Source organism: Nonomuraea sp. NPDC050790 (genome assembly GCF_044456745.1).
Lineage (GTDB): Bacteria > Actinomycetota > Actinomycetes > Streptosporangiales > Streptosporangiaceae > Nonomuraea.
On the sequence record NZ_JBITGF010000001.1, the window covers coordinates 611,901 to 626,424 of the forward strand.

Below are 14,524 nucleotides of genomic sequence, written 5' to 3' on the forward strand. Positions count from 1 at the left end.
GACACAGTCGTACAGGGGAAGGGCATGCGCCGTATCGAGTTCGGGGCCGGGAAGACGGGGTAGCGGCGATGCCATGCCTATGTTCGGATTCCACGCGTCCCACGAGCAGGTGCCACCCGCGACGCTTCTGGACGCGGTCGCGGCCGCGGAGGAGGCCGGTTTCGGCGCGGCCATGTCGTCGGACCACTTCTCGCCATGGAGCGAGCGTCAGGGTGAGTCCGGGTTCGCCTGGTCCTGGCTCGGCGCCGCGATGGAGCGTACGTCGCTGCCGTTCGGCATCGTCAACGCGCCGGGGCAGCGCTACCACCCGGCCATCATCGCCCAGGCCGTCGCCACGTTGGCCGCCATGTATCCCGGCAGGTTCTGGGCCGCGCTCGGCAGCGGAGAGGCGTCCAACGAGCACATCACCGGCGACCGGTGGCCACGCAAGCAGGTGCGCAACGCGCGGCTGCGCGAATGCGTGGACGTGATCAGGGCCCTGCTGGCAGGAGAGGAGGTGACCCACGACGGCCTCGTCACCGTGGATCGGGCCAGGCTGTGGACGCGCCCGGCCGAACCGCCGCCGCTCATCGGCGCGGCGGTGAGTGAGCGGACCGCACGCTGGTGCGCCGAGTGGGCCGATGGCCTCATCACCGTCGGCGGGCCGAACGCGGCGAACGTGGCGCGCGCCTACCGAGAGGCGGGCGGGCATGGCCCGCTGCGGGTACAGGTTCACCTGAGCTGGGCGCCGACCGAGGAGGAGGCGCTGCGGCTGGCCCACGACCAGTGGCGTTCCAACGTGTTCGAGCCGCCGGTGTGCTGGGACCTCGACAGTGTGGAGCTGTTCGACGTCGTCTCCAAGGACGTGCCGCCCGAGAAGGTCGCCGAGGTCGTGCACGTCTCCGCCGACCTGGGCCGTCACGCCGACGTGCTCCACGCGTACGGCGAGCAGGGGTTCGACGAGGTCTACCTGCATCACGTCGGCCAGGAACAGCGCCCGTTCATCGAGGCTTTCGCCGAGATCGTCAAGTAACGCGGGCGATGCCCAACACTCACGCGCGAGCGCATCGCTGAAGGATGATCGGCGGCCGGGTGGGCCGCGCATCGTCTACCGCCTGTTGTTTCGCGCCCGATCCGGGCTTCTGTGCGATGGTCTGCCTTGTTTTAGTTCTGTATGACGTCGCCTTGACGACCCTGCCGCGAAGACCTCGGCGGGAGGAGGGAAGCCATGGACATCTTGTTCATCATCACGATGATCGTCATTGGTGCGGTCGTCGCGACCGGCATGTCGATCATGCTGGTGGCCATCGTCCGCAGGCAGCTCAGGGAGACGCCGGAACGCTGGCTTCAGCGCTGATCACAAGGTGACGGGCAGGCCTCGTTGAGACCATCGAGGCGGCGAAGGCACGTGGCCGTGACGGGGGTGCCCGCTGCCGCCGGCGCTGGATGTCTTGGGTAGCGCAGCTCAAAGCGTCGAGTAAGTCGTCGAGGGAGCTGACGGGTTCCGGGAAGATGTCGTTGCCGGCCCTCACGGCGATGGTCATCGCTCGATGATCGGCGCTGGAGTGTTTCGTTCCCACGCAACTTCGCCCAGGTAAACCGGCGCTCTCGTCGCCTGGACAATCGCTGGGCTTGGCATGCTCCTGCCGGCCTTCGTCGTTCAACGGCTCGCCTTATGGAAGCCCGTTCGCGACGCGGGTGTCTACGCCTAGGCAAAGACGGCTTCGGCGAGCTTCCCGGCTTTCTCTCCGCGTTCGGCTTCCGGGCCAGCGCCTGCGTCGGAAACGTCTCGGGATCCTGCAAGCCGTCGTCGGATCGTGGAGAGCCATCCTCATCGGCGTTGGGTTGATGGTTGCGGTGCTCGGCGCCTACCTGGCCTCTCACGGCGGATCCCAGTGACACCGGCGTTGATCGACGCCGGGGCCGGGTAGGAGCGGCAGATGTTCGACGACTTCGCAACCGCCGTGATCGACGTGGGCGAAACGGAGCTGTTCGTCCGGCACGGCGGCTCCGGCAGCCCGCTCCTGCTCCTGCACGGTCATCCCCGTACGCACGCGACCTGGCACCGCCTCGTCCCGCATCTCGCCCCGCACCACACGGTGGTCTGCCCCGACCTGCGTGGCTACGGCCGCTCCGGCAAGCCGCCCACCACCCCGGATCACGCGCCCTACTCCAAACGTGCCATGGCCGGCGACATGGTCACCCTCATGCGCACACTGGGCCACGACCAGTTCGCCGTGGCGGGTCACGACCGCGGCGCGTACGTCGCCCACCGCCTTGCCGCCGACCATCCCGACGCCGTGACCCGTCTGATCGTGATGGACGGCATCCCCATCGGAGAAGCGCTGGCTCGCGCTGATGCGAAGTTCGCCGCGGCCTGGTGGCACTGGTTTTTCCTCGGCCAGAGCGCCAAACCCGCCGAGCGGATCATCAACGCCGACCCCGACGCCTGGTACACGGCGACCGCCGAGCAAATGGGCCAGGAAGCTTACGAGGACTACCGCCGGGCCATCCACGACCCGAAAACCGTCCACGCCATGTGCGAGGACTACCGCGCCGGTCTGACCGTGGACCGCGCGGCAGACGACGCCGACCGCGACGCAGGCCGTCGCATCACCAGCCCGACCCTGTTCCTGTGGTCGTCCAAGGACGACATGGAGGACCTGTATGGCGATCCGCTGGCGATCTGGCGCACGTGGGCCGACGACGTCACCGGACACGCGATCAGCAGCGGCCACCACATGGCCGAGGAAGCCCCGGACGAACTGGCGCAGTCGCTGCTGGCGTTCCTCCGCCCATGAGCCCGGCTTGCCAAGCCCTCCACCCGGGTCCGTGCCAATCGCTGCGGCGTTGTTGATCAGCGGCACCATCCGCTCGTACAGCACGGACCCGCGGGCGCTCCACCCATGGCGGACACGCAGTGCTCTGAAGCGGCCCAGGTCCCACTTGATGCCAGCCAAGTCCAGATTGCACGCCTTGGACACGCGCAATCCGACCTCGCACATCAGGCGACAGGCAATGTAGGCGCAGGCGGTCGGGGCGAACGTCAGGAAGTTCGCCAGTTCCTGCCGCCATTCGGCGAACACCCCCCTCTCACCGTCTCCGCCCGGGACATCGCTCGCCGAGCACCCGCTGGCGCTGCACCCGGCGCTTTTACGGCCTCGCCGTCGCGGTCGGCAGCGTGATTGCGATCGCCCGGCGTCCCCGGGCTGGTTGCGTAAGATCGCCGGCCTCGCAAGGGGCCTGTGGCAACCCCCGCGAGGTGAGAAAGGGGGCCGGATGTGCTTGACAGCGGCATCGTCTGTCGTGCCCGGTGTACGAGTGCCGCGGCGGCCGAGGGAACTGCTGCTCGGCCGCTACGACCACGCCGGGCGGTTGCGCGTGGTGGGCATGCCGCCGGATGCAGATGACCGCAGCAGGAAGGGAACGGCCAGACAAACGTGAGAATCGGACATAGTGGCCCGAATCGGCTTCTTGCTCTGCGCCCGTCGGCGCCGGTCTGGCGTCCGCCCAGACCGGCCGGCGGGGCGGCTTCACGCAGGGGCGCCGAGCGGCGGGTGCTCGAGCACGCGGGGCTTGTACTCGACCAGTTGGATGCGGCCGTCGAAGGTGCGGTGCTCGGTCATCTCGAGGGCGACGTCCGGATAGCCGTCGTAGATGCGTTCTTCGCCCGTGGCTCCGGTGATCACCGGGAACATCACGACCCGGAAGCGGTCGACGAGTCCGGCTCGCAGCAGGGACCGGGACAGGCTGAGGCTGCCGATCGTGCTGAGGAGCCCCGAGCCACTCGCTTTCATGGCGCGGACCGCCTCGACGGCGTCGTCGCGGACGAGCGTGGAGTTGGCCCACGTCAGCGGCTCTTCGAGTGAGGAGGAGAACACCACCTTGGACGCTTGCGTGAGCTCGTCGACGGACGCCTCTTCTTCGGGCCTGAACTCGTCTTGGCCACTCGGGACCTCGCCTGCGGCGAAGCCCGACATCTGGCGGTAGGTGTTCGCCCCCATCAGGTAGGTGGCCTCGGGCTGCTCGCCGAGCCATGCGAGGTACTCAGGGCCCTCCAAGCCCCAGAACCCGGGCCACCCCTGTCCCGATGCGTGGCCGTCGAGGGAGGTGATGAAGTCGACGAGAAGCTCCGACATGGCGGTGTCCTTTCTTAGTGCGTCACGAGCTTGGACCTGCCGGGAGCCACAAACTCATCGGCCGCAGTGCGGAAGCAGCGAGAAGACAGCACCGGGCGGCTGCGCGTGACGCGCCGTACCAGCCACCTCACCGCGTAGGCCACGGCCGAGCTCGCTCCCTTGCCGGCTCCCGCTCGCGGGAAGCACCCGTGGCCGGTGACGCTGCCGCCCGGCTGGGCGGGCAGCCCCTACGGCGGGCTGACCCCGGACACCGCCGGCGCGCTGGGCGGCAAGATCACGGGACTCTACCTGTACGAACCGCCGTTCATCGTCGACGGCTCCAAGCCCCCGGCGCCCGCCGGCTACGTCCAGCACCAGAGCGCCCTGGTCGCCGCGGGCAGGCGCAGCGAAGCCGTCGGGTACTTCATGACCGAGGTGATCGGCATCCCGGCCGAGTCGGAGTGGTCGCGCTGGGTCGACGCCGCCAAGCCCGCGGCCTTCCGCACCGCGGGCGGGGGCGACCACCTCCCCGCGCTTTACCGCGACCTGGAGTGTGCCGCAATCCTGTCGAACCTCGCGACTTAGAGGTCCTAACGCCATGAGGCCAAACGTCGCCAGCGGATGAGTGCGCAGGCGAGCTTGAGGAAGGCTTCGTGGACGTCGGCGCGGATCTCCCAGCGGATGCGGAGTCGGCGGAAGGCGTGCAGGAGGGCGAAGGTCTGTTCGACGACCTAGCGGTGTTTGCCCAGGCTGGAGCCGTGTTCGGTGCCACGGCGGGCGATCAGTGGCCGGATCTGCAGGTCGCGCACCAGGCGGCGGTACTTGTCGCGGTCGGCGAGGATGACTACCGGCCGCCGGCGGGGGCGTCCACGCCTGCCCCGCGCCTTCGGGACGGCCTGCAGAAGCGGGATGAGCTGGGTGACGTCGTTGTGGTTGGCGCCGGTCACGATGACAGCGAGCGGGATGCCGGTGGCCTCGGTGATCAGGTGGTGCTTGCTGCCGGCCCGTCCCCGGTCGCCCGGGACGGGCCGGTCTGCGGCCCTCCTTGTTGCCGGCCGTACCTGCCAGTTGATCATGCTGTGTCGGCCCTGAGGACCGGTACCACGGGGCGGCGGGCGGCCACGTGGGCGGGCAGGGCGGTGAGTGCGACCGTCACCAGGAGGGTCGCGAGCGCGGCGAGGAGCATCCAGGAGCCCGGCGCGAGGTTCGCGTTCCGGGGGCTGAAGGCGGAGAATACGGCACTGCCCAGGGGTACGCCGATGAGGGCGCCGGGCAGGCTGGGCAGGAGCTGGGCGATGGACAAGCCTGCGGAGACCTGGCCGGGGGTGGCGCCGAGCGCTCGGGCGACGGCCAGGCTCGGCCGTGCTTCCATCGCCGTGGTCCAGGTGAACGCGAGGATGTTGACCACGGCCAGCGCGATCAGCAGGGCGGAGACCACGATCAGCAGATGGCCGGAGTTCTCGGCCCGCAGGTTCGGCAGGGCGGTGGAACCGTTCAGGCCGTAGCCCCTGGACGACTGGACGGACAGGGACAGCAGGCCGGTGAGCGCGATCAGCGTGGTGGCGGTCGAGCACGCCTGCAGCACCATCCGGCCCGGGCGGCGGGCGGTCAACCGCACCCCGAGCAGGAACGCCGTGGGCAACAGCGCGGACAGCGCGGTCAGCCGGGGACGGTGGCGGGGCCGGTGAGCGGTCTCGGCCAGAGCGGCGACGGTCGCGGTGCGCAGGGCCCGCAGTGTGGGACGCAGCGCCGACAGGACCGCCACCGCGACGGCCAGGACCGTCGTCGTGGCGATGACGGGGCCGCTCGGCCCGCCGACGTCGCCGATCCTGCTGGCGGTGGGGCTGGCGATGACGGGCACCGTCAGCCGCGCGATCACCAGCCCCAACACGTCGGCCAGCAGCGCCACGGCCAGGTACTCCGTGAGCAGGACGGCGGCGATCAGGCCGGGGGTGGCGCCGACGGCCTTGAGAAGCCCCGCCCGCCGGGTCTGCTGGACGGCACGGCCCGCGGCCAGCGCCGCGACCCCGGTGACGGCCAGGAAGCTGAGCAGCCAGCTTCCGAGCACGAGGATGGGCTGGGCGCCCCTGAGAATGACGGCGTCCTGCTCGGCCTTGAACTGCCAGGAGTGGAAGTTGATCCTGGTGGCGGGGTCGCGGTGGGCCTTCCGGAACGCCTCGGTCGCGGCGGGGTCGCGCAGCTTGAGGTCCAGGGCCATGGTCACCGGGAGATCGTGGGACGACGCCAGGGTCCGGGCATCGGACCGGGTCATCCAGGCCAGGCCGGTGTAGTCGCTGGCGCCGCCGTACGGGCCGATCTGCGCCGCCCACGGGTAGATGGAGGTGGCCGCGGTCACGGCGATCCCGACGACGGGGTACGGCCGGCCGGCGATGGTGACGTGGTCGCCGACGGCGACACCCAGTGCGGTGGCGAAGCCGCGCTCGAGGACCGTGCCGCCGGGACGCACCCACTTGCCGGAGGTCACCAGTGGCCGGTTGAGCGCGCCGGGCTTCTCGGCGAAGCCGTGCACCACCACCGGGGACGCCGTGGCGTCGCGCGTGGTGAGGTCGGCGTAGACGATGCGATAGGGGCCGTGGTGGCCGGTCACGCCGGGTGCGTCCGCCAGCCCGGCCAGGGCCGAGGTCGCGGCGCGGCCTGTTTCGCCGGCGAGCGCAACCACATCCGGCCCGGCGGTGGCTGCGCGGGTCTGCTCGTACAGCCTCTGGCTGGTCCCGCTCAGGGACAGGCCAAGAGCCAGGGTGGCGGTCGCGGCGGTCACCGCGAACACGAGCATCGCGACCTGGGACGGGTGCCTGCGCACGTCGGCGAGCGCCAGGCGCACGACGAGCACGATGGAGCCCATGCCGTTCAGCCCTCCAGCCCGATCAGGCCGCCGAGCCCGCGCGGGTGGGAGCCGGCCATGCTGGTGTCGTCGACGAACATTCCGTCGCGCATCGAGATCAGCCGGTCCGCGCCGGCGGCGACGCGCTCGTCATGCGTGACGATCAGCAGTGTCTGTCCCGCCGAACGCAGTTCCGCGAAGATCCGCAGTACGTCGAGGGTGGCCGCGCTGTCGAGGTTGCCGGTCGGCTCGTCGGCCATGACGACGAGAGGCTGGTTGGCCAGTGCGCGGGCGATGGCGACCCGCTGACGCTGCCCGCCCGACAGCTCGGAAGGCAGGTGCCGGGCGCGCGCCGTGAGCCCGACCCGTTCGAGCAGGGCGCTCGCGCGCCGCCTGGCCTGGCGCGGCGAGTGCCCGGCCAGCAGCGCGGGCAGTTCCACGTTCTCCGTCGCCGACAACTCCTCCACCAGGTGGAAGGCCTGGAAGATGAACCCCACCGACCGGCGCCGCATACGCGCCAGAGCCCTCTCGCTCAAGGTGTCGATGCGCTGCCCGGCCAGCCACACCTCCCCGCGGGACGGTCGTTCCAGGCCGCCGAGCAGGTGCAGCAGAGTTGACTTCCCGCAGCCGCTCGGCCCCATCACCGCCAGCGTCTGCCCCTCGGGCACCTGCAGGCCGACCTCGTCGACCGCCCGTACCCGGCTGTCCCCTTGACCGTGTTCCTTCACCAGGTCATGGACCTGGACCACGGCACCCGACTTGTTCACGCACCATCCTCGACTCTGTCATCGGCCCTGGACCAGGCCCGTTCGCAGGCGTCCAGCCACCGCAGGTCCGCCTGCAGCCGCAGCGCGACCCCCTCCAGCAGCAGCACGGCCTTCGAACCCGCCGGCTCGGCCAAGATCGCCTGTTGCGCCTCGCGCAGGCGGCGCAGCAGCTCACGGCGCTGCGCCGCCACCAGTTCGATCGGGTCGGCGAGCCGGGACGCGGCCGCCGCGGCGAGCTTGAGATGAAACTCCGCCTGGTCCGGCTTGGGCCAGCCCACCTCGGCCAGCCATGCCGCCACCCGTCGCTGCCCGGCCGGTGTCAGCGCGTAGACCTTGCGATCGGGCCGCTCGGGCAGGCCGTCCTCCCGCTCGCAGACGACGAGCCCGGCCTTCTCCAGCCGGGACAGGGTTACGTAGATCTGACCGGGGTTCATCGACTCGCCCAGCGGGCCCAGGCTCTGGCGCAGTTGGGCGCGCAGGCCGTACCCGTGCGACGGCTCTTTGGCGAGCATCGCCAGCACTGCGTCCTGCACCATGTCCCCCTAACGGTTAGCTAATAGATAGCCGTTAGCTGTAGGGCGCGTCAAACGCCGCATGCGGGGAGACCTACGTTCCTGGGTCGGCGCGCCTGGCGCGTCCTGCGGCCCGGCCTGCCCGACGCCGCCGAGATGCTCCGCTTCCTCAAGACCGTGTAGCGGCCGATTTGGCAGCCCGGCCTGCCCAGCGCATGAATGATGATATTTAGCTTATGCTGAAACAACTGCAAGGGGAGGGCCGATGACCGACCAGGCGATGATGGAATGGGTCGAGCGGGTCGCCATGTACCTGGCGCGCGACGGGGTGCCGCCCATCGCCGGCCGGGTGCTGGGCTGGCTGATGGTGTGTGATCCCCCGGAGCAGTCCGCCGGGCAGATCAGCGCGGCCATCGGAGCCAGCCGCGCCTCGCTGACGTCCAACCTGCGGCTGCTGACCGGCATGGGCTTCCTGCGGTGGCGTACCCGGCCGGGCGAGCGGACCATCTTCTACCGGATGGCCGAGGACGCCTGGGCCGTGGTGGTCCGCAAGCAGATCGCCGGCATCACGTCCTTCCTGGACATCACCCGCGAAGGCCTGGACCTGGTCGGATCGGATGACGAGCGGGCCGCGCGCATCCGCCAGGCGCACATGACGTTCGAGTGGATGGCCAAGGTGTTCGACCAGGCGCCACCTCCGCGCGCCTCCGACGGGCGGGCGCCGTAGCGCGCCGGTGCCTCACGGCTTGGCGGCGTAGACGAACCGCTCGATCTGCGACACCGGCAGGTCACGCCCGGCTGGCACGAGATAGCGGGCGCGATACTCCTCAGGCCCGACCTGCTCGCGCTCGGCCCACCCGTACTCCGCCAGCAGATCCCGCACCGCGCCGGGCGCCAAGCCGAAGTGCCAGACCCGGCGCCTGGTGACGAACTGCCGGTGCGCGCCTTTCGCGCCGTAGAAGTCGGTACCGTCGAGGAAGTCCTGCCGGACGAAGGTGAAGATCAGACGGCTGCCGGGAGCCGCCCTGCCCAGGAACGCGAGCGTCGCCCGGACGGCGTCCTGACTCAGATACTGTGTCACCGCCTCCCACACGAACATCGCCGGCTCGTCGAGGCGGAATCCCGCCGCCGCCAGCGACGCGCCCAGATCATCACGCTGGAAGTCGACCGCGATCAGGGCGACCCCGTCGGGGACGGAACCGAGCCGCGCCCGCTTGTCCTCGATGTTCTCCGGCAGATCCACCTCGAACGCGCGTGCGCCGGCGGGCACCACCAGCCGGTAGGCCCGGGTGTCCAGCCCCGCGCCGAGGATCACCACCTGCTCGATCCCGTCGCCGAGAGCCTCGGCGACCTTGTCGTCGGCATACCGTTTACGGCACAGCATGCTCGCCCACAGACCGTGGGCCTGCTTGTCCGTGGCGCCGATCACGAGGTCGCGGATGACGCGCCACTTGCAGGCTCGTACGACGAGCCGCGTGCCGGGCGGCAGGAAGCCTTGGGCGAGGTCGTCGTCGATCACCCGCCGCTCGGCGGGCAGCAACTGCTCGACGGCCGCGATGACCATGGGGCCGAGCGCCGTCTGCGCGGCCGGTCGCCGCTTCGTCATGGCGATCTCCTCCGGAGTTCGGGCCGGCGGTGATGCGCTCGCGACCGTCAGCCTGGAATGTGCCAGCTATTTCATTATGTACTAAAATAGCTATCGCATGACGGCATGTTGGCGCGGCGCGCGAGCCTCAGCCCTTGATGAAGCGGCGGAGCAGATAGCGGCGTACCGGTGGGAGGGCGGTCAGCCGCAGCGGGAGCTGGGTCAGCCACAGCAGCAGGGGACTGGTGGGGGCGTAGACGCCTTTGACGCGGCGGCCGAGCCGCTGTTTGCGTTCGGCTTCTGGGCGGATGGCGGCTTCCCACGCGGTGAGCGCGGCGGGGATGTCGCCGGGATGGGCGGCCAGCTCGGTGCCGAGCCGGTCGGCGCCGCCGACGGCCAGGGCGGAGCCGTACCCGGCGAACAGGGTGACGCACCAGGCGGCGTCGCCCAGCAGCACGACGCGGCCGCTGCTCCAGGACGGGGCGATGACCTGGCTGATGGTGTCGAAGTAGACCGAATCGGCCCGGGTGAGTCCGGCGAGGGCTTCGGGGATGATCCAGCCGAGATCGCCGTAGACGCGTTCCAGCTGGGTGGCGGCGTCTTCGCCGGGGCGGGCGTGGTCGGCGCGGTAGCCGAAGAAGGCGACGTTGCGGCCGTCGCCGACGCTGATGATCGCCGCGGTACGGCCGCGCGAGGACAGGGTGCCGGTCGCGCCGGGGGCGATGGATTCCGGGCGCTGGTCGAGCATGAAGACGGCGACCTTGTGCTCCAGGTCGAGCAGGAAGTCCTCTTCCGGGCCGAACAGCAGGGCGCGGGTGGCCGAGTGCAGGCCGTCGGCGCCGACGAGCAGGTCGGCCTCCTCGGTGCTGCCGTCGCTCAGTGTGACGCGGACGGCGTGCTCGTCCTGGTCGACGGCGGTCAGGGTGGTGCCGAAGCGGATCTCGGCGTCGGCCTTCTCGTGCAGGACGGCTTCGAGGTCGCCGCGCAGGATGGTGATCGAGCGGGGGCCGGTGGTGGCGGCGATGGTGGCGCGGTCTAGGGAGAAGCGGCGTTGGCCGTTGGGTTTGTGGTAGACGAGTTCGGTGGTGTCGAAGCCCTTTTTGAGCAGGTCTTGCAGGATGCCCATGCGTTCGGCGGCGTCGTAGCCGATGCCGCCGAAGGTGAGGGCGTAGCCGCCGTCGCGGCGGGCGGGGGCGCGTTCGAGGGTGAGGGTGTCCCAGCCGATCTGGTGCAGGCGTAGGGCGGTGGCCAGGCCGGCGATGCCGGCTCCGATGATGATGGCGCGCATGGCTTCCTCAGCGGGAGATTGGGACAAGCAGGACGAGCAATGTCACATCGCCGACCAGGCTTCCCGGCACACCATCGGACCTCGTGGAAGGCCGATGCCAGGACTATACCGATATTTCAGAAATTTCTGAAGGGTCGGTAGTCTGGTTGCCCATCGAAGGAGGCGTACGCGTGAACGACCGGCACGAGCAGTGGCAGGCCGCCGAACGGCTGGCCCTGACGTTGACAGAGGGCGGGCTGCAGCGCATGGCCGCGCGCACCCTGGCCGTCTTCCTGTTCACCGACCAGGACAGCGTCACCGCCGGCGAGATCGCCGGACGGCTGGAGGCCGGCGCGGGATCGGTCTCCGGCGCGATCAAATCCCTGGCGACGGTCGGCCTGATCGAGCGTGTGCCCTCGCCTGGCAGCCGCCGCGAGCACTACCGGCTCCGCGACGACGCCTGGGCCACCCTGTTCACCGGCCAGAACACCGTCATCCAGGCCATGCTCCAGGCCGCGGCCACCGGGATCGCCGCCACCGAGGAAGGCGGCCCCGCCCGCAGGCGGCTGGACCGCATGCACGCCTTCTACACCTTCCTGCTCGCCGAACTCCCCGCCCTGCTGGACCGCTGGCATCGGCAGAACGGCTGACCTCAGCCTCTGGCGAGGACGTGGCGATGGTCCCGCTGGGTGTGCGGGACCGGCTGCCCCTCAGGCCCCGGGGTTTCAGGTCTCCTCGCGGAAGCCGATCGCCCGATGCGTGCCGTCGCACAGCGGCTTGCTGGCCGAGTGGCCGCAACGGCACAGCGTCATCCGGTTGCGCGTCTCCAGGGGCAGCCCGTCCGATCGGACGACCGGGATCCCGCCGGTCACCCACAGCGCGCTGGCCTGGTCGTGCTCCTCCTCCAGGACCGAGATCGCCACAGGGAGATCGACTTCGATCGTGGTCCCGCCGCGTTCCAGGGCATAGCTGTAGGAACCGGAAGGGCAGTGATCGATGCGCCCCATGATGTTGGAACGCACGTCGCTGTCCTCGGTGTCGTCGAGCATCTTGGCGATCGGCCTGGTGTGTCCGATGCAGAAGGCGGCGTGGATGCACAGTTCGCCGACCCGCTGGGCGGAGATGCCGACGCCGTCGTGGACGTGCTGCATCTCGCGGTAGAGGCGCGTGCCCGCGGTCTCCTTCCCGTCGAAGCCGATCAGGGCGTGCGTACCATCGCAGAACGGTTTGGAACGCGACCGGCCGCAGCGGCACAGGGCGTAGGTGTCCTCGGTCTCCAGGGGTTCGCCGGTCTGCCAGGTCAGCGCGTCGTAGTCGGCGGAGACGACCTTGCGCTTGCGGCGGAGCGGGATGCCGCCGTACACGACGTACGGGCCGTCGCGCAGGACGACGATCCGCCGGCGGTCGCCGGTGATCCAGTGGCGTCGGGCGGGCGGCACGTACTCGAAGGTCGGGCCGCCGCCGTCGGGGGTGCGCATGAGGGCCAGGGCCTGCTCCTTCAGCGCGTACATGGTGCCGGTGGCGACCGCGAGGAGCCGGGGGTTGCCGTTGAACGCTTGTTCGAGCAGGTGCAGGATGGCGCAGTAGGTGTTGTTGAACTCCTCCTGCGCGGTACGCAGCGCGCTGCCCGGTTCGGCGGGCTGCGGGTTGGGGCGCATCGGGTGGACGCCGGCGGGATCCAGGGTGATCGGCTCGCCGGTGGGGCCCGACTCGGGGGTGTCGCCGCGCTGGTAGCGGCGGCCGTGTTTGAGCTCCAGGAAACGGTAGTAGTGCGCCACCTCGTCACGTTCCGGGTGGAACATGTCGGGGTCGCCGTCCCAGACCTCGCCCCGGGCGGTGCCCTCGCCCTGCTCGACGATCTCCTCCAGCGCGGCCAGCGCGGAGTCCAATCCCTCGACGGCGATCAGCCGGCCCGCGGTGTGCCGGAAGTGGGCGTCGGTGAGCTGGCGGGCGGGGTCGCCGGTGAAGACCGCCGGCTCGCCCAGCTCCTCGCACAGGTAGCGCAGGCCCTGCTCGACGGCGTCGTAGAACTGGCCGATCGTCTCGTAGGCGTCGCCTTCCGGCGGCGCCCCGGGTGCGGCCGGCCGTTCCAGGCGCAGGAACATCTCCAGCGCCTCCCGACCGAACGGGAGCAGGTCCAGACGCAGGTCGCTGTGCGGCAGCGGCCGAGGGTGCGGCGGCAGCATCTCCGGGGTGTCCAGGCGAGGGCTGCCGCCGACCGCGTTGAGGAGGTTGGCCACGAGGGCCAGGTGGAGCATCTCCTCGGTGAAGACCCCGGCCACCACCTGGGCGGCCTCGGGGTTGCGCTCCGGGTCGAGCGAGTACAGCGCGCACAGGTACGGCGGCAGCGTCGCGTGCTCCAGCTCGATGGCCCATTGCAGGTGCTCGCGCAGGCTGTCGAGTGTGCCGATCCGGGAATCAGGCAATGTCGCCTCCCGGACGTTCCCCGTGTTCCAGCACCTCGATCGCGTCGAGCACGCCGCGCAGGCCGACCTGCTCGCGCTCGGCGTCCATCGGGTCGAACAGCCACTCGGTGACCGGCAGTTCGAGCGCCTCCTCGGGGTGGCTGGCCACGGACGCGTTCAGCTCGACCTCGACCTCGGCCTCGAGCGCGCGCAGGAACGCCTCGTTGTCCTTCACTTCTTCTCCTGGCCCTGGGCCGCGAGCCAGTCGCGGTAGTGGATCTGTCCGAGGGTGGCGCCGTCGCCGGGTACGAGTGTGCGCTCACCGGGAACGCTGCCGAAGTACTGCGCCTGCGGGTCGGTGACCACCTCGCGCGGGTCGCCCCAGGCGGCGAGGGCGGCGCGGAAGAAGTCGTCCATCTGCGACTGGTCCGGCCCGGCCACCTCGGTCCGCCCGTTCAGCGGCGTCCCGACCGCGGCCCTGCCCACCGCCTGGGCGACCTCCTCGCCCGCCATCGGCTGGAACCGCACCGGCGCGATCCGCACCGTGCCGTCCTGGGTGGCGGCGTCGGCGATGCTCTTCACGAACTCGAAGAACTGGGTCGCGTGGACCAGCGAGAACGGAATGCCGGACTTCTCGATGAGCTGCTCCTGGGCGATCTTCGCCGCGAAGTAGCCGTTGTCCGCCATCTTCTCGGTGCCGACCACCGACAGCGCGACGTGGTGGCCGACGCCCGCCTCCGCCTCCGCGGCGAGCAGGTTGCCGGTGGAGGTCTGGAAGAACTTCATCACCGCCTCCCGCTCGAACGACGGCGAGTTCGAGACGTCGACCACCACCTGCGCACCGGCCAGCGCCTCGGCCAGCCCTTCCCCGGTGAGCGTGTTGACCCCGGTGTTCGGCGCCGCCGCCACCGCCTCGTGGCCGTGCTCCGTCAGCTTCGTCACGACCTTGGACCCGATCAGCCCGGTCCCGCCGATCACCACGATCTTCATGGCTCGCCTCCTGTACGCCGGCGGCACCCGTTGCCCCGGCGTCAGCTAAGACCGGGCAG

Annotated in this window: 15 protein-coding genes and 1 pseudogene; 6 read left to right on the plus strand and 10 right to left on the minus strand. The window is 70.4% G+C overall.

From position 1 onward, the window contains the following. Positions 1-73 precede the first annotated feature (73 nt). From ACIBEJ_RS02910 to ACIBEJ_RS02920, 3 genes are all read left to right on the plus strand, one after another. Positions 74-1,012: a TIGR03885 family FMN-dependent LLM class oxidoreductase gene (locus ACIBEJ_RS02910; protein ID WP_397180869.1), complete on the plus strand. Its 939-nt coding sequence runs from the start codon at positions 74-76 to the stop codon at positions 1,010-1,012. A gap of 195 nt (positions 1,013-1,207) precedes the next feature. Beyond that, a complete protein-coding gene (locus ACIBEJ_RS02915) occupies positions 1,208-1,336 on the plus strand; it encodes a hypothetical protein (protein WP_397180870.1) in 129 nt (42 codons plus the stop codon). Positions 1,337-1,919: 583 nt separating this feature from the next. Continuing rightward, a complete protein-coding gene (locus tag ACIBEJ_RS02920; RefSeq protein WP_397180871.1) occupies positions 1,920-2,780 on the plus strand; it encodes an alpha/beta fold hydrolase in 861 nt (286 codons plus the stop codon). Positions 2,781-3,512: 732 nt separating this feature from the next. Here ACIBEJ_RS02920 and ACIBEJ_RS02925 read toward each other — a convergent pair. Continuing rightward, the gene (locus ACIBEJ_RS02925; protein ID WP_397180872.1) at positions 3,513-4,118 is read right to left on the minus strand and encodes a dihydrofolate reductase family protein; all 606 of its coding nucleotides are present in this window, start codon (positions 4,116-4,118) and stop codon (positions 3,513-3,515) included. Positions 4,119-4,313: 195 nt separating this feature from the next. On the opposite strand from ACIBEJ_RS02925, the gene ACIBEJ_RS02930 reads away from it, so the two are divergent. Continuing rightward, a complete protein-coding gene (locus tag ACIBEJ_RS02930; protein WP_397180873.1) occupies positions 4,314-4,682 on the plus strand; it encodes a hypothetical protein in 369 nt (122 codons plus the stop codon). 5 nt (positions 4,683-4,687) lie between these two features. Here the strand turns inward: ACIBEJ_RS02930 and ACIBEJ_RS02935 are convergent. From ACIBEJ_RS02935 to ACIBEJ_RS02950, 4 genes and pseudogenes are all read right to left on the minus strand, one after another. Beyond that, a pseudogene (locus ACIBEJ_RS02935) lies at positions 4,688-5,125 on the minus strand (transposase); the annotation flags it as partial. A gap of 44 nt (positions 5,126-5,169) precedes the next feature. Further along, positions 5,170-6,960, minus strand: a complete 1,791-nt coding sequence (locus ACIBEJ_RS02940) for an ABC transporter permease (RefSeq protein WP_397180874.1) — start codon at positions 6,958-6,960, stop codon at positions 5,170-5,172. Positions 6,961-6,965: 5 nt separating this feature from the next. Further along, positions 6,966-7,706 (minus strand): ABC transporter ATP-binding protein, encoded by a 741-nt coding sequence (locus tag ACIBEJ_RS02945; RefSeq protein WP_397180875.1) that lies wholly within the window; start codon positions 7,704-7,706, stop codon positions 6,966-6,968. Further along, the gene (locus tag ACIBEJ_RS02950) at positions 7,703-8,242 is read right to left on the minus strand and encodes a PadR family transcriptional regulator (protein ID WP_397180876.1); all 540 of its coding nucleotides are present in this window, start codon (positions 8,240-8,242) and stop codon (positions 7,703-7,705) included. The genes ACIBEJ_RS02945 and ACIBEJ_RS02950 overlap by 4 nt, the downstream gene beginning before the upstream one ends. A gap of 241 nt (positions 8,243-8,483) precedes the next feature. Between ACIBEJ_RS02950 and ACIBEJ_RS02955 the strand changes: the two genes are divergently transcribed. After that, complete coding sequence (locus ACIBEJ_RS02955; RefSeq protein ID WP_397180877.1) at positions 8,484-8,945, plus strand: GbsR/MarR family transcriptional regulator; 462 nt, start codon at positions 8,484-8,486, stop codon at positions 8,943-8,945. A gap of 12 nt (positions 8,946-8,957) precedes the next feature. Here ACIBEJ_RS02955 and ACIBEJ_RS02960 read toward each other — a convergent pair whose 3' ends face one another. Beyond that, entirely contained in the window at positions 8,958-9,824 is an 867-nt protein-coding gene (locus ACIBEJ_RS02960) for an SAM-dependent methyltransferase (RefSeq protein ID WP_397180878.1), read from the minus strand. A 127-nt stretch (positions 9,825-9,951) separates the two neighbouring features. Beyond that, a complete protein-coding gene (locus tag ACIBEJ_RS02965; RefSeq protein WP_397180879.1) occupies positions 9,952-11,091 on the minus strand; it encodes an FAD-dependent monooxygenase in 1,140 nt (379 codons plus the stop codon). 170 nt (positions 11,092-11,261) lie between these two features. Between ACIBEJ_RS02965 and ACIBEJ_RS02970 the strand changes: the two genes are divergently transcribed. After that, positions 11,262-11,720 carry a GbsR/MarR family transcriptional regulator gene (locus ACIBEJ_RS02970; protein WP_397180880.1) on the plus strand — a complete coding sequence of 153 codons (459 nt, stop codon included), beginning with the start codon at positions 11,262-11,264 and terminating at the stop codon, positions 11,718-11,720. Between the two features lie 75 nt (positions 11,721-11,795). Here ACIBEJ_RS02970 and ACIBEJ_RS02975 read toward each other — a convergent pair whose 3' ends face one another. From ACIBEJ_RS02975 to ACIBEJ_RS02985, 3 genes are read right to left on the minus strand one after another with little or no spacing between them, the layout of a single operon-like run. Beyond that, a complete protein-coding gene (locus ACIBEJ_RS02975) occupies positions 11,796-13,496 on the minus strand; it encodes a ferritin-like domain-containing protein (protein WP_397180881.1) in 1,701 nt (566 codons plus the stop codon). Then, the gene (locus ACIBEJ_RS02980; protein ID WP_397180882.1) at positions 13,489-13,710 is read right to left on the minus strand and encodes a hypothetical protein; all 222 of its coding nucleotides are present in this window, start codon (positions 13,708-13,710) and stop codon (positions 13,489-13,491) included. Before ACIBEJ_RS02980 ends, ACIBEJ_RS02975 begins: the two co-directional genes overlap by 8 nt. Then, positions 13,707-14,465: an SDR family oxidoreductase gene (locus ACIBEJ_RS02985; protein WP_397180883.1), complete on the minus strand. Its 759-nt coding sequence runs from the start codon at positions 14,463-14,465 to the stop codon at positions 13,707-13,709. Before ACIBEJ_RS02985 ends, ACIBEJ_RS02980 begins: the two co-directional genes overlap by 4 nt. Positions 14,466-14,524 lie beyond the last annotated feature (59 nt).